Origin of the sequence: Pseudomonas sp. NPDC088322 (genome assembly GCF_044740745.1) — a bacterium.
In the GTDB taxonomy this organism is placed as follows: domain Bacteria; phylum Pseudomonadota; class Gammaproteobacteria; order Pseudomonadales; family Pseudomonadaceae; genus Aquipseudomonas; species Aquipseudomonas shirazensis.
In genome coordinates this window covers 213,290-235,081 of record NZ_JBIURK010000008.1, presented here as the reverse complement: position 1 = coordinate 235,081, position 21,792 = coordinate 213,290, and the positions used below count along the sequence as shown (strand labels likewise).

Annotated in this window: 18 protein-coding genes, 1 pseudogene and 1 riboswitch; of the genes and pseudogenes, 5 read left to right on the top strand and 14 right to left on the bottom strand. The window is 63.2% G+C overall.

The genetic code is table 11. The features are described 5' to 3' along the window. Positions 1–12: 12 nt before the first annotated feature. The 3 genes from dxs to ACIOAU_RS21065 form a co-directional block, all read right to left on the bottom strand. Positions 13–1,908, bottom strand: coding sequence for a 1-deoxy-D-xylulose-5-phosphate synthase (gene dxs, locus ACIOAU_RS21075; protein WP_150573573.1), 1,896 nt, complete (start codon positions 1,906–1,908; stop codon positions 13–15). Between the two features lie 121 nt (positions 1,909–2,029). Further along, positions 2,030–2,917, bottom strand: a complete 888-nt coding sequence (gene ispA / locus ACIOAU_RS21070; protein ID WP_150570990.1) for a (2E,6E)-farnesyl diphosphate synthase — start codon at positions 2,915–2,917, stop codon at positions 2,030–2,032. Next, on the bottom strand, positions 2,914–3,156 hold the full coding sequence (locus ACIOAU_RS21065; protein ID WP_101322296.1) for an exodeoxyribonuclease VII small subunit: 243 nt from the start codon (positions 3,154–3,156) through the stop codon (positions 2,914–2,916). The genes ispA and ACIOAU_RS21065 overlap by 4 nt, the downstream gene beginning before the upstream one ends. Before the next feature lie 255 nt (positions 3,157–3,411). Here ACIOAU_RS21065 and ACIOAU_RS21060 point away from each other — a divergent pair, with 255 nt between their 5' ends. Genes ACIOAU_RS21060 through ACIOAU_RS21050 form a run of 3 tightly spaced genes read left to right on the top strand, consistent with a single transcriptional unit; the run spans position 3,412 to position 7,097 of the window. Next, on the top strand, positions 3,412–4,815 hold the full coding sequence (locus ACIOAU_RS21060; RefSeq protein WP_401184424.1) for an MBOAT family O-acyltransferase: 1,404 nt from the start codon (positions 3,412–3,414) through the stop codon (positions 4,813–4,815). After that, positions 4,802–5,902, top strand: a complete 1,101-nt coding sequence (locus ACIOAU_RS21055) for a DUF459 domain-containing protein (protein ID WP_401184421.1) — start codon at positions 4,802–4,804, stop codon at positions 5,900–5,902. The genes ACIOAU_RS21060 and ACIOAU_RS21055 overlap by 14 nt, the downstream gene beginning before the upstream one ends. A gap of 1 nt (position 5,903) precedes the next feature. Next, positions 5,904–7,097, top strand: coding sequence for an SGNH/GDSL hydrolase family protein (locus tag ACIOAU_RS21050; protein WP_150570987.1), 1,194 nt, complete (start codon positions 5,904–5,906; stop codon positions 7,095–7,097). Between the two features lie 60 nt (positions 7,098–7,157). Here the strand turns inward: ACIOAU_RS21050 and ribB are convergent, their stop codons facing one another. Then, positions 7,158–7,808 carry a 3,4-dihydroxy-2-butanone-4-phosphate synthase gene (gene ribB / locus ACIOAU_RS21045; protein ID WP_150570986.1) on the bottom strand — a complete coding sequence of 217 codons (651 nt, stop codon included), beginning with the start codon at positions 7,806–7,808 and terminating at the stop codon, positions 7,158–7,160. Positions 7,809–7,887: 79 nt separating this feature from the next. Beyond that, positions 7,888–8,029: riboswitch (FMN riboswitch) on the bottom strand. A 156-nt stretch (positions 8,030–8,185) separates the two neighbouring features. On the opposite strand from ribB, the gene ACIOAU_RS21040 reads away from it, so the two are divergent. Then, positions 8,186–9,175, top strand: a complete 990-nt coding sequence (locus tag ACIOAU_RS21040; RefSeq protein WP_150571019.1) for a zeta toxin family protein — start codon at positions 8,186–8,188, stop codon at positions 9,173–9,175. A gap of 20 nt (positions 9,176–9,195) precedes the next feature. Here ACIOAU_RS21040 and ACIOAU_RS21035 read toward each other — a convergent pair. The 10 genes and pseudogenes from ACIOAU_RS21035 to ACIOAU_RS20990 form a co-directional block, all read right to left on the bottom strand. Next, positions 9,196–10,091, bottom strand: a pseudogene (locus ACIOAU_RS21035) (alpha/beta hydrolase). 268 nt (positions 10,092–10,359) lie between these two features. Next, entirely contained in the window at positions 10,360–11,061 is a 702-nt protein-coding gene (locus ACIOAU_RS21030) for an XRE family transcriptional regulator (RefSeq protein WP_101322290.1), read from the bottom strand. A gap of 204 nt (positions 11,062–11,265) precedes the next feature. Next, positions 11,266–11,793, bottom strand: coding sequence for an inorganic diphosphatase (ppa, locus tag ACIOAU_RS21025; RefSeq protein WP_101322289.1), 528 nt, complete (start codon positions 11,791–11,793; stop codon positions 11,266–11,268). Between the two features lie 93 nt (positions 11,794–11,886). Continuing rightward, positions 11,887–12,702, bottom strand: a complete 816-nt coding sequence (locus ACIOAU_RS21020; protein WP_401184416.1) for a zinc-dependent peptidase — start codon at positions 12,700–12,702, stop codon at positions 11,887–11,889. Positions 12,703–12,709: 7 nt separating this feature from the next. Further along, complete coding sequence (locus ACIOAU_RS21015) at positions 12,710–13,357, bottom strand: DedA family protein (protein ID WP_101322287.1); 648 nt, start codon at positions 13,355–13,357, stop codon at positions 12,710–12,712. Between the two features lie 221 nt (positions 13,358–13,578). Further along, positions 13,579–14,043, bottom strand: coding sequence for an N-acetyltransferase (locus ACIOAU_RS21010; protein WP_101322286.1), 465 nt, complete (start codon positions 14,041–14,043; stop codon positions 13,579–13,581). 108 nt (positions 14,044–14,151) lie between these two features. Then, the gene (gene eutC / locus ACIOAU_RS21005; protein ID WP_312391600.1) at positions 14,152–14,970 is read right to left on the bottom strand and encodes an ethanolamine ammonia-lyase subunit EutC; all 819 of its coding nucleotides are present in this window, start codon (positions 14,968–14,970) and stop codon (positions 14,152–14,154) included. Between the two features lie 8 nt (positions 14,971–14,978). Beyond that, positions 14,979–16,373: an ethanolamine ammonia-lyase subunit EutB gene (locus ACIOAU_RS21000; protein WP_101322285.1), complete on the bottom strand. Its 1,395-nt coding sequence runs from the start codon at positions 16,371–16,373 to the stop codon at positions 14,979–14,981. Positions 16,374–16,422: 49 nt separating this feature from the next. Continuing rightward, the gene (gene eat, locus ACIOAU_RS20995) at positions 16,423–17,871 is read right to left on the bottom strand and encodes an ethanolamine permease (protein ID WP_101322284.1); all 1,449 of its coding nucleotides are present in this window, start codon (positions 17,869–17,871) and stop codon (positions 16,423–16,425) included. Positions 17,872–18,081: 210 nt separating this feature from the next. Beyond that, positions 18,082–19,602, bottom strand: a complete 1,521-nt coding sequence (locus tag ACIOAU_RS20990) for an aldehyde dehydrogenase family protein (RefSeq protein WP_101322283.1) — start codon at positions 19,600–19,602, stop codon at positions 18,082–18,084. A 268-nt stretch (positions 19,603–19,870) separates the two neighbouring features. Between ACIOAU_RS20990 and ACIOAU_RS20985 the strand changes: the two genes are divergently transcribed. Further along, positions 19,871–21,775, top strand: coding sequence for a sigma-54-dependent Fis family transcriptional regulator (locus ACIOAU_RS20985; protein ID WP_259078802.1), 1,905 nt, complete (start codon positions 19,871–19,873; stop codon positions 21,773–21,775). The last annotated feature ends 17 nt before the right edge of the window (positions 21,776–21,792 follow it).

Here is a 21,792-nt window from a genome sequence, read left to right as displayed (position 1 = left end):
CGGCCCCAGCAATCACAAGCCGAGCTTGACCATCCGGGCCCGCACCGAAGCTTCGATGCCAGCCGCGTCCAGCCCACATTCAGCCAGCATCTGCGCAGGTTTGGCGTGCTCGACGTAGGTATCTGGCAGGCCCAGGTGCAACAATTGCTTGAGCACCGCTTCGCGGCTGAGGAATTCGCCAACCGCAGCGCCAGCGCCACCCATGATGGCGTTTTCTTCGATGGTCACCAGCAGCTCGTGGTTGGCCGCCAGTTCCAGCACCAGGCCCTCGTCCAGTGGTTTGACGAAACGCATGTCGACCACGGTCGCATCGAGCTTTTCAGCCACTTGCAGGGCTTCGCTCAGTTGCACGCCGAACACCAGCAAGGCCACGGTTTTGCCTTGGCGGCGAACCACGCCTTTACCGATCTCGATGGGCTCGAGGTCGGCACTGATCGGCGTGTTCGGGCCGGTCCCGCGAGGGTAACGCACAGCAGCCGGGCCGTTGTAACGGTGGCCGGTGCTGAGCATCTTGCGCAGCTCGTTCTCGTCGCTCGGGGTCATCACCAGCATGCCGGGGATGCAGCGCAGGTACGACAGATCGTAAGCGCCAGCGTGTGTCGGGCCGTCTTCGCCGACCAGGCCGGCGCGGTCGATGGCGAACAGCACATCGAGGTTTTGCACGGCCACGTCGTGAATCAGCTGATCGTAGCCACGCTGGAGGAACGTCGAGTAGATCGCCACCACCGGCTTGGCGCCTTCACAGGCCATACCGGCAGCCAGCGTCACCGCGTGCTGTTCGGCGATAGCTACGTCGAAATAGCGCTCGGGGTAACGCTCGCTGAACGCAACCAGGTCGGAGCCTTCTTTCATCGCCGGGGTGATACCCACCAGGCGCGGGTCGGCAGCCGCCATGTCGCACAACCACTGGCCGAACACTGCCGAGTACTTCGGCCCGCTGGCTTGCTGCGGCACTACTGGCTTGTCGGCGGGTTCGAGCTTGGTGATGGCGTGATAGACGATCGGGTCGACCTCGGCCGGAGCGAAACCCTTGCCCTTCTTGGTCACCACGTGCAGGAACTGCGGGCCCTTGAGGTCACGCATGTTGCGCAAGGTGGCGATCAGGGTCGGCAGGTCGTGGCCATCGATCGGGCCGATGTAGTTCCAGCCGAGCTCTTCGAACAGGGTGCCAGGGACCAGCATGCCCTTGGCGTACTCTTCGGTACGGCGGGCGATTTCCCAGGCGCCGGGCAGGCGCGAGAGGACCTTCTTGCTGCCTTCGCGCATGCTCGCATAGGTGCGGCTGGAGAGGATCTTGGCCAGGTAGTTGGACAAGCCACCGACGTTGCGCGAGATCGACATGTCGTTGTCGTTGAGGATCACCAGCATGTCGGCGTTGACTTCCTGGGCGTGGTTCAACGCCTCGAAGGCCATGCCAGCGGTCAGTGCGCCGTCACCGATCACCGCAATCGACTTGCGCGCGCTGTCTTGCAGGCGGGCGGCGATGGCCATGCCCAGCGCAGCGCTGATCGAGGTGCTGGAATGGCCCACGCCAAAGGTGTCGTACTCGCTCTCGGAGCGACGCGGGAAGGCGGCGATGCCGTCCTTCTGGCGCAGGCTGAGCATGCGCTGGCGACGGCCGGTGAGGATCTTGTGTGGATAGGCCTGATGGCCGACGTCCCAGACCAGACGATCATCGGGGGTATCGAACACGTAGTGCAGGGCTACGGTCAGCTCGATCACACCGAGGCCGGCACCAAAGTGCCCGCCGGTCTGGCCTACGGTATAGAGCAACTCCTGGCGCAACTCGTCGGCCAGGTTCTCCAGGTCGGCTTCGGCCAGCCGGCGCAGGCCGGCGGGCGTGTCGGCGCGGTCCAGCAGCGGAGTGGCCGGGCGTTCGCGGGGGATCTCTTGAAACGTCGTGGGCATCAGGCGAGTCGTTATAGGTTTGAAGACCCGGCAGTTTACCCCATTGTTCGGCAAACTGCCCATTCACACAGGTTCAGCCGCCGCGCTGCCAATGCAACGCGAGCGGGTACTGCCAGTACTGTCAGTGGCGGCGCTCGACGATATAGCGGGCCAGCGCACGCAGGGGTTCGGCGTGCTCGCCAAAGCCGCTCAGCGCCGCCAGGGCCTGGTCACGCAGTTCGCCGGCATAGGCTTTGGCTGCGTCCAGCCCCAGCAGGGCCGGGTATGTTGGTTTGTCACGGGCTATGTCAGCACCCTGGCGTTTGCCCAGGGTCGCGGTATCGCTCTCGACATCGAGAATGTCGTCCTGCACCTGGAAGGCCAGGCCAACCGCGCGTGCATACACCTGCAATGCATCCAGCTGTGCTTGATCGGCGCGGGCGCTGGCCAGGGCGCCAAGGCGCACGCTGGCTTCGATCAAGGCACCGGTTTTGTGCCGGTGCATGTATTCCAGCGCCTGCTGATCCAGCTTGACCCCGACCGAGCCGAGGTCGATGGCCTGGCCGCCGACCATGCCGGCAGGGCCGGCAGCGTTGGCCAGGGTTTGCACCATGGCCAGGCGGATCGAGTCGGCTTGCGGGCTCAGGCCCGGGTCGAGCAGGGCGGTGAAGGCCAGGCTCTGCAAACCGTCGCCGGCAAGAATCGCACAGGCTTCGTCAAACGCCTTGTGGGTGGTCGGCTGACCGCGGCGCAGGTCGTCATCGTCCATCGCCGGCAGGTCATCATGAACCAGCGAATAAGCGTGGATCAGCTCGACCGCACAGGCTGCGCCGTTGGCTTGCTCGGCCGGCGTGCCGAAGGCTTCGCAGGCGGCATAGGCGAGCAATGGCCGCACGCGCTTGCCACCGTTCATCACGCTGTAGCGCATGGCCGCATACAGGCGCTGCAATTGTTCGGCAGGCGCTTGCAGCAGCGGTTCGAGGGCGGCGTCGACGCGGGCCTGGCAGCTGGCCTGATAGGCTTTGATCATGCTTCGGGCTCGGCGTCGAACGGCTGCGCGGCAAGTTCGCCGTCGCGCTCGAGCAGAATCTGCACCTTTTGTTCGGCCTGGGCGAGCGCGCCCTGGCAGTCACGGGTCAGGGCGATGCCTTGCTCGAAGGCGGCCAGCGACTCTTCCAGCGACAGTTCACCGTTCTCCAGGCGCTCGACCAGGGTTTGCAGGTCGGCGAGGGACTGCTCGAAATCGATGGAGGTTTTTTTGCGGGCCATGGCGACGGTCTCGGTGGCGATCTTAACGGCGCGACACTAGCAGAGGCAGGCATGCGGAGCAAATTGGACGGGCGTGAGCGGACCTACTGGCATGCAATAAATGCTGTCGCATTTTGTAGCATTTACCTTGGTGTGCTCATCTTGCGTTTTACAGACTTGTCCAATTGTCGCCCTCTGGTCCCTCTGACATAATCCCGCGCGCTCTATTCCGGTGCTTTACCGCCCCTCTCTCCACGTCACGTAACGGACTACGTTGTGAGCTTCCTTTCGATCGAATTTGGCCTCTGCTTTGCGTTGTTCTTCCTGCTCTACTGGAGCCTGTGTTGGAGCCTGCGTCTGCAGAACGCACTGCTGTTGGCGGCGAGCTATGGCCTGGTGGCCAGCTTCAGCCTGCAGTCGCTGTATATCCTGCTCGGTTACAGCGTGCTGGTGTACGCCCTCGGGCTGCTCGCGGCGCGCTATCCCGGGCGCTGGTTCATCAGCGGTTTGCTGCTGACGTTGGTGTTGGGCTGCTTCTATCTATTCAAGTATCAGGAGTTCTTCGTCAGCGGCGCACAAAACGCCCTGGCTGCGCTGGGCCTTGATGTGTCGTTGCCCATCGTCGAACTGCTGGTGCCGATCGGGCTGTCGTTCTATGCCTTTCACTCGGTCAGTTACCTGGTCTCGATCAACCGTCGCGAGCTGAGCACGGCGGCGCCGTTGGACCTTGCCCTGTATCTGGCGTTTTTCCCAAGCCTGGTGGCCGGCCCGGTCAATCGGGCCCTGCACATGCTGCCGCAGATTCGCCCCGAGGCGATGCGTCAGGTGCTGGAGCCGCAACGGGCGCTGGGGCTGATCGCCATGGCGGTGGTCAAGCTGTTCTTCCTCAGCGCCTGGCTTGGCAGCGAGTGGGTCGATCCGGTGTTCGACACTCCGGGCAGTGCCAGCCCCGAGCAGGTGTTGCTGAGCGTGTATGGCTACAGCCTGCTGATCTACTTCAACTTCAGCGGCTACACCAATCTGGTCACCGGCATTGCCCTGCTGCTGGGCTTCCGCCTGCCGGACAACTTCGCCGCACCCTACGCTGCGCACAATCTCAAGGAATTCTGGGGGCGTTGGCATATCAGCCTGTCGCGGTTCATACGTGACTATGTCTATATCCCGCTGGGCGGCAACCGCCACGGCGCCTGGCGCGGCAACCTGAACATGTTGCTGGCCATGCTGGTGTCCGGCTTGTGGCACGGCGCCAGCGCCAACTTCCTCATCTGGGGCGCGCTGCACGGCATTGGTCTGGCGATCTACAAACTGTTCGCACAATCGGCGCCGGGCTTCGCCAAGGTGCCCGGGGCGGGCTTGCTGGCGCGCTTGCTGACCTTCCACTACGTGGCCTTTGCCTGGATCTTCTTCCGCAGCCCGACCCTCGACGGCGCCCTGGAGATGCTGGCGGATATCGCCCATGTCAGCCTGGCCGGGCTGCACTCGTCCAGCGGCGTGCTGATCCTTGCGTGCGTGCTGTATCTGGCCATTTATCCACAGTTGCTCAAGCTGCTCGAGCGCAGCCTGGCGGCCAGCCAACGCCTGCCGTGGCAGTTGTACCCGGTGCCGTTGGCGCTGTTCGTGTCGTTGATCATCTTCGCCTCGCAGTCGGGCGTACCGGGGTTCATCTATGCCAGCTTCTAATTCAGGGCAATTGCTGCGCGTGCAGCTGGACGCGGCCAAGGCGCTTTACGCGATCGTGGTGGTGATGGGCATCTTGTTCTGGCTCAACCAGGACTCGATCAAGCTCTACTGCCAACAAAAATATCACCAGAGCTGCGAGCTGCCGCTGGTTGGGCAAGCGCCGGCCTGGCGCTTAGGGGCCAGCCTGACCACAGCGTTGGGCGCGGCGCGCGACAGTTTCATCGCCAGCCTGGAGGGCGACAAGCAGGGGGTCGCGGCGCCAGCCACAACCGTGCTGGCGCCGAGCATGCCGGTGGTGACAGTCGATCTTGAACAACCGCTGCCTGTGGGCAGGCCCGAGCCTTTGCACAGGGTGGCCGAGCCTGGCGCAAGTGCGCCGCTGCCGGTTATCCAGCAGGCGCCAGTGCCTTTGGCGCAAACTGCTAGCAGCGTGGTTCTGGCCGCCGGTGACCAGGTGTTTCTGGTCGGTGACTCGTTGATGCAAGGGGTCGCCCCTCACCTGGCCAACAGCCTGCGCAAGCGTTACCAGATCAACACCGTCAACCTCAGCCGGCAGAGTACCGGCCTGGCTTATCCGGGCTTTTTCAACTGGCCGCAAACCGTCGCCGACACGCTGGCGCGGGAGCCGAACATCCGCCTGATGGTGGTGTTCCTTGGCCCCAACGATCCTTGGGACATGCCGCAAGGCAAGGGCAAGCCGTTCCTGCGCTTCAAGTCAGCGGAATGGGAGCTGGCCTACCGTGCCCGGATCGACGCTATCCTCGAACAGGCCCGCGCGCGAAATGTGCAGGTAATCTGGGTCGGGCCACCGAACATGAACCAGCCGCGGCTGTCTGCTGCAATGGCTTACCTGAGTGGCTTGTACCAACAACAGACGGCGCTGTTCGGCCAGCACTTCGTGTCCGCCAACCCCTTTCTGGGTTACCCCGACGAACAGTTCTCCTTCACCGTGCAAACGCCGGAAGGCAAGCGGGTCAAGGTGCGCTACGACGACGGTGTGCACTTCACCATTACCGGCCAGAAAATGATCGCTGCACAGGTACTGTCGTTGATCAGTTTTGCTGGCCTGACCGTTACAGGACACTGATATGCGCCCATGGCGTCACTTGCTGGGCCTGGCCCTGTTGATCAGCAGCATGCAAGGCTGCAGCGCTGGCGTAACCGCGCCGCCACAGCCGCAGCCGGTCAAACAGGCAAAAAACCCCAGCCCGACCCGGGACGGCAACGTCAGCCTGCTCGCGGGCAAGCTGCGCAACGCCGGCCGAGCGCCGGTGGCGATTGTCCAGCTGGGCGACTCGCATACCGCTGCAGACTTGTTCAGCGGCGAGCTGCGCCGGTTGCTGCAGGCGCGTTACGGTGACGGTGGCATTGGCCTGGTGCCGGCCACCGCCGTGCCCGGCATCCGCCATGACCGGGTGATCATCAACAGCGAGCCGCGGCAGTGGACGCTGGTGTCGGCGCGCAACCAGCAGAGCAGCCAGTTTCCGTTGGGTGGTTACTTGTCCATCCCGCAAGCGGCGCAGCCGGTGGTCACCCTCAAGGCGCGTGATGATGACCACCAGCGCTATCGCATCTCTGCGTTGTACCAGGCAGCCAGCAACAGCACGCTGGTGGCCAATGGCACGCAGCGGCGCATGCTCCCGGCCACCGCCGGCAAGTGGCAACTGAGCCCGGCCTTCCCCAACCTCGGCTTGCCCGTGCAGATGAGCTTGCAGCCCAGCCAGGGCGTACTGCTCGGTGGCTGGTACATCCAAGGGCAGAAGAACAGCGGGGTGACCTTGTCGGCGTTGGGTATCAACGGCGCCCGCCTGGAGGTGGTCGACAAGTGGCAGCCAGGTTGGCAAGACAGCCTCAAGGCGCTGCGCCCCGACCTGGTAATCCTCGCCTACGGCACCAACGAGGCGTTTGACGACACCCTTGATCTGGCGCTGTACCAGACGCAACTGGACACCACCCTGACGCGCTTGCGGCAGGACATGCCGCGCAGCGCGATCCTGCTGGTCGGCCCGCCGGACTCGATCAAGCAGCGCAAGGCGCGCAGCTGTGCAGCACGGCAGCCGCAGCCATTGGCCGCAGTTGTGCGCATCCAGCGTCAGCTGGCGCAGAAGCACAAGGCGTTGTTCTGGGATTGGCAGGGCTACATGGGTGGGCCGTGCTCGATTGCAACCTGGCAGGCACAGGGGCTGGCGCGGGGTGATCTGGTGCACCTGACCGCAGATGGCTATCGCAAGAGTGCGGCGGGCTTGTACCAGTTCCTGAAAGGTCCGCTAGGCTTGCGCTAGCGCGCTCATGCTGGCACGGGGCAGGCCGCAGATACCGGCTCGCCCCGCGTCAGGTTGCGATCAGACGGCGACGGCTTCCAGCTGGGTCAGCGCCACGCGGTACTGGGCCAACTCCTCGATGGTCAGCATCGGCATGCTGTTTTCACGCGCATACAAGGCCACCTGCTCGCCGCGGGCCATGCTGCCATCCGGGTTCATCAGTTCGCACAGCACGCCGGCCGGCCGCAGCCCGGCCAGGCGCGCCAGGTCGACCGTGCCTTCGGTGTGACCACGGCGGGTCAGCACGCCGCCATTGCGCGCCCGCAGCGGGAACACATGGCCCGGGCTGACGATATGACGCTGTTCGGCGCTCGAGCTCAAAGCCGCCTGAATGGTGGTGATCCGATCATGCGCAGAAACACCAGTGGTGATGCCCTCGGCTGCCTCGATGGTGACGGTGAAACCGGTGCCATGGCGGGCCTGGTTGTTCTTCACCATCGGCGCCAGCTCGAGCGCGTCGACCGTGGCTTCGTCCAGGCACAGGCAAACGATACCGCTGCAATCGCGGATCATCATGGCCATGGTTTGCAGCGAGATGTTTTCGGCGGCGGCAATGATGTCCGCTTCGTCCTCGCGGTCATTGTCGTCGAGCAACAGGACCGGACGGCCTCCCTGGAATGCAGCCAGTGCGGCGGCAACATTGGGGAATTGCTGTTGGTGCTTGGGTGACATGAAACGCTCCTCGTGAAAAATCGATGAACGTCTCGGGGCGAACAAAACGCGCGCACAGGGGCACCTGATGGCCCCTGCCAAACGCCTTCTTTCATCCGGACTATGACCGTCGGCCCTGGAATCTCACCAGATCTGCTGTCCCCCGACCGGGTCGGGGCGCTCGCGGGCTCATCTTTCGATTTACCGCCGGTGGGGACTTGCACCCCGCCCTGAAGACCGGCTCAGCATACAGCACCGAGGCACCGGGCTGGCAAGCGCCGGCTCTGCGACTTTCGCCGTAGTCGGCGGTGGCAATTATTTACCGCCTCAGCCTGGCGAGCGTGCTGCAGCCTATCGACCCGCCCGACATCGGGCTGATCCTCAAGGAGCACACGCGCATGACCAGTCAATACCCATTCAGCGATGACGATGTGCAGAAAGCGTTCGATCAACTCAGCGTGACGCTGTTCGACGTACAACGTGATTTCGACCCTGACGACCACCAGTTGCCGAGCCCGAAAATACTGATCGTCGCCGGTGCGCAGGGCTCGGGCAAAACCTTCCTGCTGGAAAAAACCCTGCTACCCAGTGGGTCCTATGAGAACTACGTACGCCTATACCTGCCGGCGTTTCGTGAGTTGCACCCCAGTTACGCGCAGATGCAGGCGCAGGGTGTGCTCCATGTGTACGAGCACACCGAAAAGTTCATCTGGGCACTGGGCGAAAAAGTGTTCGCGTACGCCTTTGCCAACAAGTACAACATCATCATGGAGTCGGCGCTGGATAACATCGAATTTGCCAGATTTCCACCGGCGGCAACGGCAGCGGGCTACCGTTTCGAGGTCCATATGATCGCCTGCCAAAAGGAACTCAGCCATTGGGCAACGCTTGATCGAGTGGTCAAAAGTATCGAAACCAGCGAGCTTGAACGAGTGGTGTCATTGACCCAGATCGAGGAGGCGCAGTTCAACGCCAAGGCGATTCTGGATGCCTTCGAGAATGCCTGCACTCAAGTGCCCGGCTCGGAAATCACGCTCTACCAGCGCGACCTGCCGACCAACATGGAGCGCCAAGTGCTCTGCCACAGTACCTGCGACAGCTATGCAGAGCTCACGCCGCAGGCGGACTTCAAGGGCCAGCCGTTCGCTCAGGTGCCACAGCTGGGCGTTAAGTTTGGCATCCTGCGCAATGCTCAGGCCAACTCCCCATGCGCTTATCTGCAGTATGCGCAAGTCGTTCACGCTGGGCTGATAAGCGAAGAGGTGCGCCAGAAAATGGTTCAGAAGTGTTGCGCTACATTGGCCAAAGCCCACCCGCTGATGCCCGCGATTCCGGCTGAGGTGTTCCGCGCCTTGTCCATGTATGTGCTCAAGTACGTCCATCCATAACGCAGCACACCGCCTGCTGATTACTTTGAAAGCGTTTCCAGCAGATGCGCCAGCGATGCAGGCAGCATTGCTCCGTGGCTCAGGTCATCGAAGCGTTGGTAAGAGACGTGCAGGCCGTTTACCTGGCCAAGCTCGGTCGCCAGCTCACGCATCGGCCGCTCGGCATCCGCCTGCTGCTGTCCGCGCGGGCTGGCTGGTTCGGCTGTGCCACGCATCAGCAGCAGGGACGGTCGAGCCTGACCAAGACGCTGCTGCAGGCCATGCGCTTCACGCCCAATCGCACCGTCATGCCACCACAGCGAGGGGCTGGCGGCTGCGTAGTGGCTGAACTCGCCTGGGCGGGTGAACAGCGCATGCAGGACCGCCAGGCCGCCGTAGGAGTGGCCCCACAGCGTCTGCCGGTTGGTGTCGATTGGCGCGACACTGGCGACCAGCGGGCGCATGCGCTGGCTGAGCAGGTCCAGAAACGCATCGACACCACCGCTGGGCAGGCCCGTTAGAGGGTCGAGCTGTTCGGTCAAGCCAGTAACGGTGGCGTGTAATCGAAGCTGCGCGCGTTTCGGTCAATGCGTTGCTCACCCTGATAACCCACGGCTACCAGCAGTGGGGCTTGCCCGTTGGCGAGTTTCTCCAACAGCCCCGGTTGCAGCACAGCCATCGCTGCATTGCCGTCGAGCATCCAAAGCACCGGGTAGCCGGCAGCCGGGGCCGGGCTGTTGGGTTGACCGACCCACAATTGGTAGTGGCGCTTGCCATCGTCGGAGTCCAGCCTGAAGGTGCTGAAGCGATAGGCCTGACTGTCGCTTTGCAGCCGGCTCGAATCGACCGTCTGCTCGCGGGCGGGAGGCGCTGCAAGCGTCTGGCCAATGACGACGGGGCCGAACAGGAGGGTAATCAGCAGCGGGACGATTTTCATCATGGGCTACCTGCGGGAGGGCGGGTGAATTGCGGGCATTAAAAAGCCGGCTTGTGGCCGGCTTCTCGGGGACGATCTTGGCTCATTTTTGGTAAGCCGCAACCGCCTTAAACGGTATGACCTCAAGGGCCATGAAAAGAAGGCAGACGGCTGTGTCAGGCGTCGCCGAGCCCTCTGCAACGCGGCCTGGGCCGGTGTGGGGCGTAATGTGGGCCGAAGCATACTAGGGCTGGCAGCCGATGCCCAGCAAAAAATTGCACGGGGTATTTCAGGAGCTGGCCCGCTGGTTGAAATATGACCAGTGGAATACCCAGCCGATGATTTCCAGCCCTTGCTCCTGACGTTGCGCGAAGGTGTAGCGCTCGACCGCGTAGTTACGCTGGTCATGGCTGTGCAGGCATAGGGTGTCGTCGTGCTCGAGGCTGAGACTGTGCACCTTGAGCTGGCCGTTGTGCAGCAGGGCATAGGTTTGGCCATCGACTACATGGGTGCTGCCGCGGTCGATGGCAATGATCGCGTCCTGCGGGATCATCGGCGCCATGTTGCCGGCGGGCATGAGCATGCATATCGCTCGCTGAGGGAACACGCCGAGGGTTTCCAGAGATTGTGCCGGCAGGGTCAGGTGGCCCTGCATGTCAGGTGACAGCTGGTTGCCGTGCAGCCGGTACAGGGAGATCCGCAGCAGCCGGCCGTCCAGGTCGAGCAGCGAGGTGGGTTGGTGCACTGCCTCGGCGCAGACGCCGCTCTGGCGCAGGATGGCACTGTGGTATTTGGGCCCTACGCCGTTCATCAGCCAGCGCCGGTGCACGCAGAACAGATCGGCCATTTCGTCCATGCGTGCCAGAGGCACACCGCGTTTGAACCAATTGTTGACGTGTTGGGGGGTAACGCAACGCTGGGCGGCGAAATCGGAAGGGGTCAGGTCGCATTCTTGCAGGAGTGCCTTGAGGCGGTCGCCGGATGTCGTCATGGGCGAAGTTTAACGGGGGCAGAGCGGCAGGAAAATGAACTGAGGGTTTGATTTTGTTGTGGGAAAACAGAGGGTTTGTAGGAAGGATCCTAGGACGGATTTTGTGCGAGGGAATCTGCAGCAGGGAAGAGTAGGCATGAAAAGGGGCGCAGAGCGCCCCTAGACACATGGTCTGAACGGCATCACCGCTCAGACTTGTTCGGCTCAGCCCTTGTAGGCAGCAACCGATTTGGTGATCGCTTCACGAGCGGCATCGGCGCCGGCCCAGCCTTCGATCTTGACCCATTTGCCCTTCTCGAGATCTTTGTAGTTCGCGAAGAAGTGCTCGATCTGCTGGATCAGCAGCGCTGGCAGGTCGGTGTACTCTTTGACGTCGACGTACAGCTGCGACAGCTTGTCGTGCGGGACCGCGATGACCTTGGCGTCGCCGCCGCCATCGTCGGTCATGTTCAGCACGCCGACCGGACGGGCGCGGATGACCGAGCCTGGCGCTACCGGGTACGGAGTCACGACCAGCACGTCGAGCGGATCACCGTCGTCGGCCAGGGTGTTGGGGATGAAGCCGTAGTTGGCCGGGTAGAACATCGGGGTGGCCATGAAACGGTCGACGAACAGGGTGTCGCTGTCCTTGTCGATCTCGTATTTGATCGGGGCGTGGTTAGCCGGGATTTCGATGGCGACGTAGATGTCGTTCGGCAGGTCTTTGCCAGCCGGAATCTTGCTGTAGCTCATTGGGCAGGGCCCCCGTGTCTGTTCAGAAAATTGGCGGCGATTATAGGCATATTCCGCCAGTGCACGCCACGCCCTGCCTGATGTGTGGCCAGCTCAGGGCTGACTGGCGCAATACTGCGGATCTTCGGCCTGCAGCCGGGTCAGGCGGGCCAGCGGGTCCTGCCGGTAGAACTGGACCAATTGCTGATAGACCTGCGGATATGCCTGTTGTAGCAGGTTAGGCCCACTAAAGAAGTATTCGCTGGTGACGGCGAAAAACTCTGCAGGATTCTCCGCGGCATACGGGTCAATTGCGGTCTCGGCATCCGGGTTGGCATCAAGCTGGCGGTTGAGGTCGTCGTAGGCGCTCTGCATCGCAGCCGACCAGTCGCCGACGTGCATGCCGTGGTGCAGTGGCGGCAGGCCGTTGGCATCGCCATTGAGCATGTCGAGCTTGTGTGCCAGCTCGTGGATCACCAGGTTGTAGGCCTCCCAGCCGCCACCGGCGAGCACCCCGTCCATTGCCAGAATGACCGGCCCCTGTTGCCAGGCTTCGCCGCTGTGTTCGCCGTCATAGACGTGCTCGACGCCGCTGGCATCGCGGTGGCGCTGGGGGCTTTTGAAGTCGTCGGGGTAGAGGATGATCTCGTGAAAACCCTGATACCAGTCAAGGTCGCCCAGGTGCAGCAACGGCAGTTGCGCCTGGGCGGCGAGCAGCAGGCGCTGCTCGTCATCCAGTTCGACCCCGGGCAGGCAGGTCAGGTGTTTGGCATGCAGAAACAGCACGCAGGCCTCACGCAGCCAGTGGTCTTCCTCGGCGGTTATGCCATCGAGCACCGGCAGGCGCTGGCGCACGGCCTGCCACAACTGCGCGTCGATTGGATAGCGCGCCAGGGTGCGCCGGCGCCGCCAGGCGCGTAACGACCACATGTGCCGATCAGTGCGCCTTGGCCGCGCGACCGAAGCGGCCACGCAGCAGGCCGAGCAGCATCGGCACCAGCGACAGGACGATGATCACCACCACCATCAGCGACAGGTGCTGCTTGATGAACGGCACGTTGCCGAAGAAGTAGCCCAGGGTGACCAAGCCGCCGACCCAGAGCAGCGAACCGGCCACGCTGAAAGTCAGGAAACGCGGGTAGTGCATATGGGCAATGCCGGCTACAAACGGCGCAAAGGTGCGCAGGATCGGCAGGAAGCGCGCCAGGGTCACGGTCTTGCCGCCATGCTTGTCGTAGAAATCATGGGTCCGCTGCAGGTAGTCGCGGCGGAAGATCTTCGAGTTGGGCTTGTTGAACAAGCGTTCACCGGCCGTGCGGCCTATCACGTAGTTGGTGCTGTCGCCGAGGATCGCTGCGGCCATCAACAGGCCGGCCAGCAGCACCGGGTCCATGCCACCACCGGCCGCCACTGCACCGGCAATGAACAGCAGCGAGTCGCCCGGCAGGAATGGCATCACCACCAGCCCGGTTTCGCAGAAGATCACCGCGAAGAGAATGGCGTAGATCCACGGGCCGTAGTTGTTCACCAGCAGATCAAGGTAGGCATCGAGATGCAGGATGAGGTCAAGCGGGTTGAAATCCATGTACAGCACCTGTGTTCTTGACCCGCGACAACGGGCGCGCAAAGACGGAAATCGGCTACCCATGTGTGAGCGTAGGTAAACTTTCACACATGTAAAAAAGGGATTATACGGACAAGCTGGGATCGTGCCCGGGGAGATTGTAGCGGCGGATTACCGGCCGGCGGCAAAGGCCGTGGCGCTGGTGTCTGCAGCAGCGGCTGCACGCCGCTGCCACAGCGCGATCAATCCGAGTTGATCGGCAGGGTGTAGTTCTTGAACTCGGTGTCCTCGCGAAAGCCCATAGACTCGTAGGTTTTCATGGCGACCTGATTGTCGGTGCTGGTCGATACGCGCATGCGCACGGCGTTGGTTTCCTTGGCCATCTTCTTTGCTTCACGCATCAGGTGGTCGGCTACCAGCATTCGCCGGGCATCTTCGGCGACATAGATGTCATTGAGGATCCACACACGCTTGAGCGACAGCGACGAGAAGCTTGGATACAGCTGGCAGAAGCCCAGCAGCTTGCTGTCGTCGACATCGTCATCGGCGAAGGCCAGATAGATCACTGACTCCTCCAGCCGCAGGCGCTTTTCGAGAAAGCTGCGTGAGCTGTCCGGGTAGGGCAGTTGCCCGTAGTACTCGCGGTATTTGACGAACAATGGGTTGAGCAGGTCGAGATGTGCCAGGGTTGCCTTGATGATGCGCATGTACGGCCCTCAGAGTCCATTTAGGCAAACGACAGGTTGCCGACAACGTTCGCGCCCATGCTGCCCCAAAGCAGGCGCGAAGCGCAATCCAGCCGCCAGCAGTGATAACTACTGTTCGCCGAGCAAAAAGTTAACGCGTTTTGCGCTGGGGTCTGACGAGTCGAGGCTCAGTACCTCGGCTTCGTCCTTGAGGTTCACGCCCGACAGCTGGCGCCGACACGCTTCGCGCATCAGATACAACAGGCGATGCGCGGCCATGCCGTAGCTCAACCCCTCTAAACGCACGTTGGAGATGCAGTTGCGATAAGCATCGGTCAGGCCGACCTTGGGCGCGAAGGTGAAGTACAGGCCCAGGCTGTCGGGCGAGCTCAGCCCCGGTCGTTCGCCGATCAGCATGACCGTCATGCGTGCACCGAGCAGCTGGCCGACCTCGTCGGCGACCGCGACGCGGCCTTGTTCGACCAGCACCACCGGTGCGCTGCTCCAGCCATCGGCTGCGGCCTGCTCTTCAAAGCGGCTGAGAAACGGCAGGGTATGCCGATGCACCGCCAGCGCAGAAAGGCCATCGGCCACGACGATAGCCAGATCGACCCCGCCGGGGTTGGCCTTTACGTGCTCGCGCAGTTGTTCGACCGAGGCTTCATTCAACCGTCGACCCAAGTCAGGGCGCTGCAGGTACTGGTCGCGATCACTGGCGGCGCTGTGCAGCAGCAGGCTTTCGCGGCCGCGGTCGCTGAGCTGACTGCGCAGCCCGGCGTGGTCGAACGGCAGGTGCACGGCATCGCGGGCCTGGGCGTGGGCGAACTGGAAATCCAGCTGGGCGCTGGTCGGCAGGCTGATGCCGCTGCGGCCCAGGGCGATGCGCGCCGGAGTCAGGCTGCGCAGGGCCAGCCAGGGGTTGTCGGTGGTTGGTGTGTGCTGATCCATGGTCATCCCTATGCGAGCTGCGCCAAGGCCTGGCGGAAAGCGGGCGGCAGGTTGTCGCCAAAGCGAATGCGGCCATCGGCCTGGGTGAAGATGCCGGTGCGCTCCAGCCAGGCTTCGAATTCCGGCCCGGGCTTGAGGCCAAGGGTCTGGCGCGCGTAGAGGGCGTCGTGGAAAGAGGTGGTCTGGTAGTTGAGCATGATGTCGTCGGAACCGGGGATGCCCATGATGAAGTTGATCCCGGCGACCCCCAGCAGGGTCAACAGGGTGTCCATGTCGTCCTGATCGGCTTCGGCGTGGTTGGTGTAGCAGATGTCGCAACCCATCGGCACACCGAGCAGCTTGCCGCAGAAGTGGTCTTCGAGGCCGGCACGGATGATCTGCTTGCCGTTGTACAAGTACTCCGGGCCGATGAAACCGACCACGGTATTGACCAGAAACGGCTTGAAGTGGCGCGCCACGGCGTAGGCGCGGGTTTCGCAGGTTTGCTGGTCGACGCCATGGTGGGCGTTGGCCGACAGCGCGCTGCCCTGGCCGGTCTCGAAATACATCAGGTTCTGCCCGACGGTGCCACGCTTGAGCGACAGGCCGGCTTCATAGCCTTCCTGCAAGACATTGAGGTTGATGCCAAAGCTGGCGTTGGCCGCTTCGCTGCCCGCGATCGACTGGAACACCAGGTCCAGCGGCACGCCGCGGTTGATCGCCTCGATCGAGGTGGTGACGTGGGTCAGCACGCAGGCCTGGGTCGGGATCTGGTAGCGCTGGATGATCGCATCGAGCATTTCCAGCATGGCGCAGATCGACGAAATGCTGTCGGTGGCCGGGTTGATGCCGATCATCGCATCGCCGTTGCCGTACAGCAGGCCGTCGAGAATGCTCGCGGCGATCCCGGCTGGCTCATCGGTCGGATGGTTGGGCTGCAGGCGGGTCGACAGGCGTCCGCGCAAACCCATGGTGCCGCGAAACTGAGTGACTACGCGGATCTTCTGCGCGACCAGGATCAAGTCCTGCACCCGCATGATCTTCGACACCGCCGCGGCCATTTCCGGGGTCAGGCCAGGGGCGAGGGCGCGCAGGCTGTCTTCATCGGCCTGCTCGCCGAGCAGCCAGTCGCGCAGGCCGCCGACGGTCAGGTGGCTGACCGGGGCGAAGGCCTCAGCGTCGTGGCTGTCGATGATCAGTCGGGTAACTTCGTCCTCTTCGTAGGGGATCAGCGCTTCGCTTAAAAAGTGCGTGAGGGGGATATTGGCCAGGGCCATCTGCGCGGCGACGCGTTCGCCGTCATTTTCGGCGGCGACTCCGGCGAGGAAGTCACCGGAGCGGGCCGGGCTGGCCTTGGCCATGACTTCCTTGAGGCTGTCGAAGCGGTAGACCAGATGGCCTACCGTGTGTACGAAACTTGCCATACAGACTCTCCAGAGCGCCGCAGGCAGGGCCTGCGGCGCATAGCGGCAATCAGTGCAAGGCCTCTTCGGCCTTCTGGATCGCAGCGAACTCTTCTTCCGGTGTGCCCGCTACCAGGTGGTGACGGCTGTAGAACGCAAAGTAGGCAATCAATACTGCATAGATCACCGCAGCGCCAATTACCACTCGCGGATCGACCAGGAACCCGGCAATCACCGCCACGCAGGCCAGCACCAGCGCCACGCCCGAGGTGAAGATGCCGCCCGGGGTGCGGTACGGGCGGTCCATTTTCGGCCGGCGGATACGCAGGGTGATGTGCGCCGCCATCATCAATACATACGACAGCGTCGCGCCGAAAACCGCGACCAGAATCAGCAAATCACCTTGACCGGTCAGCGACAGCGCGAAACCGATGATGCCCGGGATGATCAGCGCCAGCACCGGCGCCTTGCTCTTGTTGGTCTGCGACAACTTGCGCGGCAGGTAGCCGGCGCGCGACAGGGCGAAGATCTGCCGGGAGTAGGCATAGATGATCGAGAAGAAGCTGGCGATCAAACCGGCCAGGCCGACCAGGTTGACGAAGCCGCCCATCCAGGTCGAACCGCCGTAGGCTTTCGACAGGGCTTCAACCAGCGGGTTGCCCGAGGCTTTCAGCGCTTCCGAGCCGGCACCGCCCGGGCCGATCACCAGAATCAGCAGGGCAAACGCCAGCAGCACCAGCATCGCGCCGATCAGGCCACGCGGCAGGTCACGTTTCGGGTTCTTGGTTTCTTCGGCAGCCAGCGGCACGCCTTCGACCGCGAGGAAGAACCAGATCGCATAGGGGATTGCCGCCCACACACCGAGGTAGCCAAACGGCAGGAAACTGCTGGCGCCGGCGGCGTTGGTTGGAGCGATGTCAAACAGGTTGGCCGCATCAAAATGGGGCACCATGCCGAGCAGGAACACCACCAGGGCAATCGCTGCCACCGCGGTGATGATGAACATCAGCTTCAATGCCTCGCCGACCCCAAAGATGTGGATGCCGATGAAGATGATGTAGAAGGCCAGGTAGATCATCCAGCCGCCAATGCCGAACAGCGACTCGCAGTAGGCGCCGATAAACACCGCAATCGCCGCGGGGGCAATAGCGTACTCGATCAGGATCGCGGTGCCGGTGAGAAAACCGCCCCACGGGCCGAACGCACTGCGGGCAAAGCCGTAGCCACCGCCGGCGGTAGGGATCATCGACGACAGTTCGGCCAGCGAGAAGCACATGCACAGGTACATCGTCGCCATCAGCAAGGTGGCGAGGAACATGCCGCCCCAGCCGCCTTGGGCCAGGCCGAAGTTCCAGCCGGCGTAGTCACCGGAGATCACATAGGCGACCCCGAGACCGACCAGCAGGACCCAGCCGGCGGCGCCTTTTTTCAATTCGCGTTGCTGGAAATAGTCGGAGCCGACCTTTTCGAAATCGACGGAAGAAGTAGCCGGCGTACCGGCGGGATGATCGCTTGGCATTGGATTCACCAGTTATTTTTTTTGGGGGCCGAAGGGAGTGCGGCCACTTGGTGATTTGTCTTGCATGAAGCGCGCCAGAGCGGTTGCTGCTCTGGGGGGGGTGGTGTGTCATCGCCATTTTGCGGCCCTTCGCGGGCAAGCCCGCTCCCACAGTCGGCTGTAGGAGCGGCCTTGTGTCGCGAAAGGGCTGCAAAGCAGCCCCGGGCGTATTTAGAAGAAGCCCAGCGGATTGATGTCGTAGCTCACCAGCAGGTTCTTGGTCTGCTGATAATGATCGAGCATCATCTTGTGCGTTTCGCGGCCAACCCCGGACTTTTTGTAGCCACCAAACGCGGCGTGCGCGGGGTACAGGTGATAGCAGTTGGTCCATACCCGGCCGGCTTTGATGCCACGGCCCATGCGGTAGGCGCGGTTGATGTCGCGGGTCCAGACCCCGGCGCCGAGGCCGAACTCGGTGTCGTTGGCAATCGCCAGCGCTTCAGCTTCGTCCTTGAAGGTGGTGACACTGACCACCGGGCCGAAGATTTCTTCCTGGAACACGCGCATCTTGTTGTTGCCCTTGAGCAGGGTCGGCTGGATGTAATAGCCGGTGGCCAGGGCGCCTTCGAGTTTTTCCACCTTGCCGCCGCTGAGCAGCTCGGCGCCTTCGGCCTGGGCGATGTCCAGGTAGGAGAGAATCTTCTCGAACTGCTGCTGCGAGGCCTGAGCGCCGATCATGGTCTCGGTGTCCAGCGGGTCGCCACGCTTGATCTGCTTGACCTTGTTCAGCACCGCTTCCATGAACTGCGGATAGATCGACTCCTGGACCAGCGCCCGCGATGGGCAGGTGCACACTTCGCCCTGGTTGAAGAACGCCAGCACCATGCCCTCGGCGGCCTTGTCGATAAAGCTCGGCTCGGCCTGCATGACGTCTTCGAAGTAGATGTTCGGCGACTTGCCGCCCAGTTCGACGGTGGACGGGATGATGTTCTCGGCAGCGCACTTCATGATGTGCGAACCGACTGGGGTCGAGCCGGTGAAGGCGATCTTGGCAATGCGCTTGCTGGTCGCCAGCGCTTCGCCGGCCTCACGGCCATAGCCCTGCACCACGTTGAGCACGCCAGGTGGCAGAAGGTCGCCGATCAGTTCGACCAGCACGGTGATGCCCAGCGGGGTTTGCTCGGCGGGCTTGAGCACCACGCAGTTGCCGGCAGCCAGGGCCGGGGCGAGCTTCCATGCGGCCATCAGGATCGGGAAGTTCCACGGGATGATCTGGCCGACCACGCCCAGCGGTTCGTGGATGTGATAGGCCACGGTGTTTTCATTGATTTCGGCAGCGCCGCCTTCCTGGGCACGAATGCAGCCCGCGAAGTAGCGGAAGTGGTCGACTGCCAGCGGGATGTCGGCGTTGAGGGTTTCGCGGATCGGCTTGCCGTTGTCCCAGGTTTCGGTGATGGCCAGCAGTTCGAGGTTCTGCTCGATACGGTCGGCAATCTTCAGCAGTACGTTGGAGCGATCCTGTACCGAAGTGCGGCCCCAGGCATCGGCAGCAGCGTGGGCGGCGTCCAGCGCCTTGTCGATGTCTTCGGCAGTCGAGCGCGGGAATTCAGCGATCAGCTTGCCGTTGACCGGCGAAGTGTTTTCGAAATATTGACCTTTGACCGGAGCTACGAACTCGCCACCGATGAAGTTGCCGTACTGACGCTTGAAGTTGACCTTGGCGCCGTCGGTACCGGGATGTGCGTAACGCATGGTGTCTCTCCTGGTTAGTTATGTTTGTTAGGGAGTTATCAAGCGTAGAGCAAAGGGCGGGCCAGCGCCTGCCAGGCCTTGTAGATCAAGGGCTTGGCCCAGTGCTGCGGGCGTCATGGCCAGCCGTTGTGCCAGGGCTGGCACGCGCTGGGTGACACTTTGTACCATTGGCGGTACAGCCTGTGCCGGCCACGCCAGCGCACCATTGCAAAGGCTTGCCGGGTGGAGGATGCTGGCCACAGACTGTATCTGCGGAGTCCAACAACAAATGCAGAACACCACGTTCAGCCAGCATGCCCAGCAGGTCCTGACCACCGCCCGCGGTGAAGGCAACGGCCCGGCCAGTGACCCTTCCATTGCCCGTTCGTGGCTGCGTTGCCTGGAGGACTACCACCTTGATCCTGCGCGCAGCCAGGCGCCGGTGGTGCTTGAGCACGGGCGCCTGTTGGAGACCCGCGAGCGCCTGCGCCAGGTGCTGCACATTGCCGACGGCGAGATGAACAGTCTGCACCAGCAGCTCTCTGGCGCCGGCCATGCGGTGCTGCTCACCGATGCCCACGGGGTGATCCTCAACTGTGTCACGGCGCCCACCGAGCGGCGTATCTTCGAGCGCGCCGGGCTGTGGCTGGGGGCGGACTGGAGCGAAGCCAGCGAGGGCACCAACGGCATCGGCACCTGCCTGGTCGAGCGCCAGGCGCTGACCATTCATCAGAATGAACACTTTCGTGGCCGCCACACCGGCCTGACCTGCTCGGCGAGCCCGGTATTCGACCCGCACGGCGAACTGCTGGCGGTGCTCGACGTGTCCTCGGCGCGGGCCGACGTGTCGCGTCAGAGCCAGTTCCACACCATGGCGCTGGTCAACCTGTCGGCGAAGATGATCGAGAGTTGCTACTTCCTGCGCCACTACCAGCACCAATGGCTGCTGCGTTTTCACCTGCAGGCAGAGTCGGTCGGGCTGTTCAGTGAAGGCTTGCTTGCCTTTGATGGCGATGGCCGGATCAGCGCGGCCAACCAGAGCGCGCTGAACCTGCTGGGCAGCATTCGCAGTGGCGTGCTGGGCAAACCGATCGATATGTTCTTTGCCTGCAACCTCGACGAGTTGCTCGGCCGCGCGACGCCGCAGGGCAGTACCGCCTGGCCCCTGCACACCCGCGATGGCCGTCAGGTCTATGCCAGCCTGCGCGGGCAGGCACCGGTAGCGGCCTGGGCCGTGCCCGCCGCGCAGCCCTTGCCGGTGGTGGCGCCAGCAGCGCAGATCTGCCTGCTCGACCCGGCCCTGCAAACCGACTTTGGCCGCGCCCTGCGCGTGTTCGAGCGCGATGTGCCATTGCTCCTGCGTGGTGAAACCGGGTGCGGCAAGGAGGCCTTTGCCCAGGCGGTGCACCAGGCCAGCCAGCGCCGGCACAAGCCGTTTGTGGCGATCAACTGCGCGTCGATCCCGGAGAGCCTGATCGAGAGCGAGCTGTTCGGTTATCGCGGCGGCAGCTTTACCGGCGCGCGCAAGGAAGGCATGCGCGGCAAGCTGCTCCAGGCGGATGGCGGCACCTTGCTGCTGGACGAGATCGGTGACATGCCGCTGGCCTTGCAGACGCGCCTGCTGCGCGTGCTGGAAGAACGCCAGGTAGTGCCCATCGGCGGCGAGGCGCAGGCCGTGGATGTGCGCATCATCAGCGCCACCCACCGCGATCTGCTCGAGCGGGTCGAGCAGGGCAGTTTTCGCGAAGACCTCTACTACCGCCTCAACGGCCTCGAAGTGCCTTTGCCAGCAGTCCGCGAGCGTAGCGACAAGGGCCAGTTGCTCGACTTCATCCTGGCGCAGGAGGCCGATGGCCAGCCGCTTGAGCTGGCGCCGGCGGCCCGCGAGGCGCTGCTGGCCTTCGCCTGGCCCGGTAACGTGCGCCAGTTGCGCAACGTGCTGCGTACGCTGGTGGCGCTGTGTGACGATCGGCGCATCGGTCTGGCTGACCTGCCGGCGATCATCACCCGCACCGCTCCGGCAACGGCTAATGCCAGCGTGGCCGCGCCGTTGGCCGATGCCGAGCGCGAAGCGCTGCTGGCCACCCTTGAACAACTGCGCTGGCACCTGACCCATGTCGCCAGCCACCTGGGCATCAGCCGCAACACCCTGTATCGCAAACTGCGCAAACACGGCATCACCCGAGTCAGTTGAAGCTGAATCAGCGGGTG